Source organism: Streptomyces sp. HSW2009 (genome assembly GCF_040240285.1).
GTDB lineage: Bacteria > Actinomycetota > Actinomycetes > Streptomycetales > Streptomycetaceae > Streptomyces.
In genome coordinates this window covers 1-2,289 of the sequence record NZ_JBEHZD010000850.1, presented here as the reverse complement: position 1 = coordinate 2,289, position 2,289 = coordinate 1, and the positions used below count along the sequence as shown (strand labels likewise).

At 76.5% G+C, this 2,289-nt stretch carries 2 protein-coding genes; both read left to right on the top strand.

Annotated elements, in window-relative coordinates; all coding sequences use genetic code 11:
• Positions 1-1,014, top strand: a 1,014-nt coding sequence (locus AAHZ94_RS32875; RefSeq protein ID WP_349997368.1) for a serine hydrolase domain-containing protein, incomplete at its 5' end; no start/stop codon positions are given.
• Positions 1,015-1,059: 45 nt separating this feature from the next.
• Positions 1,060-2,289: serine/threonine-protein kinase (locus AAHZ94_RS32870; protein WP_502964853.1), on the top strand; the 1,230-nt coding region annotated here is incomplete at its 3' end.

Here is a 2,289-nt window from a genome sequence, read left to right as displayed (position 1 = left end):
GGGGCCAGCGGGGTGGCCGTCGCCGCCCGGCGCGGCGCGGACCGGGTCTTCCTCGCGGAGGGCCGGACCGCCTGGGGCGACGGACGGCCGGTGGACGCCGACACCCGCTTCGAGATCGGCTCGCTGACCAAGCCGCTGACCGCGCTGCTGCTCGCGGAGTCGGTGGCGCGCGGCGAGGTGCGGTACGAGGACCCGATCACCCGCTTCCTGCCCAGGGTCGCGGCGCCCAAGGGGCCGGGCGGCCCGATCACGCTGCTGCACCTGGCCACCCACACCTCCGGCCTGCCCCGGCTGCCGCCCGGCTTCCTGCTGCACGGCGCCCCCGAGTGGTTCACGAATCCGTACGGCACCTTCCGCACCGAGGACCTGCTCGCCGCGCTCGGCCGCACCCGCACCCGGGTCAGGCCGGGCACCAGGTTCCGCTACTCCAACTTCGGCGTCGGGCTCCTCGGCCACCTGCTGGCCAGGGCCGCGAGCCCGGGCCGCGGCGCCTACGGCGACTTCGGTGAACTCCTCGCCGCCCGGGTGCTGCGCCCGCTCGGCCTGCGCCGCACCACCTGCGGCCCCGACCTGCCGCAGGCCACCGGCTACTGGCACGGCAGGGCCAGGCCGCCGTGGGAGATCCCCGGCCTGCCGGGCGCGGGGGCGGCCCGCTCCACCACCCGCGACCTGCTCTGTCTGCTCGACGCGCTGGCCGACCCGAGCACCGCGCCGGGCACCGCGCCGGCCCGGCTGACCGCGGCCCTCGCCGATGTGACCAGGCCCCGCCTGGTGGTGCCGCGCAGCACCGCGCGGCTGGCCCTGGTCTGGAACATCAGGCCGCGCCCCGGGCACGACCTCTACCACCACTCGGGCGGCACCCGCGGCTTCACCGCGTTCGCCGGGTTCAGCCCCGCGGCCGGCGTCTCGCTGGTCGCGCTGGCCAACCGGGCGCCCGCGCTGAACGGCGCCTTCATCCAGCAGGCGTACAGCGCGTTGCGGGGGTTGGCGGCAGGGTGTGTGGAGGGCGCGTAAGCGGCGTGCCCCCGCCCGGCCGGCCCGTACGGGCTGTGTTGCAAGATGAACCGCATGGTAGGCAACGGGGGCAACGCCCGGCTGATCGCCGGGCGTTATCGATTGGTGGGGCAGTTGGGCCGCGGCGGCATGGGGACCGTCTGGCGGGCGCAGGACGAACTCCTCGGCCGGCAGGTCGCGGTGAAGGAACTGCACCTGGTCGAGGGCCTGTCCGCGCTCGACGCCCAGGTGCAGCGCGAACGCACGCTCCGCGAGGCCCGTACCGTGGCCCAGCTCAAGCATCCGCACGTGATCGTCCTGCACGACGTGGTGGAACAGGACGAACGCCCGTGGATCGTCATGGAGTTGGTGGACGGCCGCTCGCTCGCCGACCAGCTCGCCGAACGGGGCCCGGTCGACCGGCGGGAGGCCGCGCGGATCGCCCTCGCGCTGCTCGACGCGCTCGCCACCGCGCACGGCCGGGGCGTGCTGCACCGCGACATCAAGCCCGCCAACGTCCTCATCGAGGCGCCCACCGGCCGGGTCGTCCTCACCGACTTCGGCATCGCGCAGGTCACCGGCGCCACCACCATCACCGAGACGGGCACCTTCGTCGGCTCGCCCGAGTACACCGCGCCGGAGCGGATGTCGGGCCACCGGACCGGCCCCGAGTCGGACCTGTGGTCGCTCGGGGTGCTGCTGTGCACGCTGGTCAGCGGCGAGTCCCCGTTCCGGCGCGACTCGCTCGGCGGGGTGCTGCACGCGGTGGTCTTCGACGAGATACGCGCCCCGGCCGAGGCCGGACCGCTCGCCCCGGTCATCCTCGGCCTGCTCACCCGCGACCCGGCCCGCCGACTGACGACGGCCGGCGCCCGCACCCTGCTCGGCGCGTACGCGGCGAACCCGCCGTCGGGCGACGGCTTCTCGCTGCGGGGCGGTGCGTTCGCGCCGCCTGCCGGATCGCCGGCCGGATCGCCGTCCGGGGGCCCGTCCTCCGCAGGCCCCGCGCCCGGCGGCCCGCCGTACGGAGACTCCTCGTACGGCAACTCTGCGTACGGCAACTCTTCATACGGAGGCTCTGCGTACGGAGGCTCTGCGTACGGCGATCCCCCGTACGGCACCCCGCATCCCCGCCCCCCGCGTCCCGGCCCCCCGGGACACGCCGGCCCCGGCCCCGCCTCCGCCGCGCAGCCGCCGGGCCCGGGCCACACCGCCCCGGCCGGCCACCTGCCGACCGACCCGGCGGCGCCACCGGCGGCAGCCGCGTACCCCGCACCGGGCCGGTCGGCGGAACGA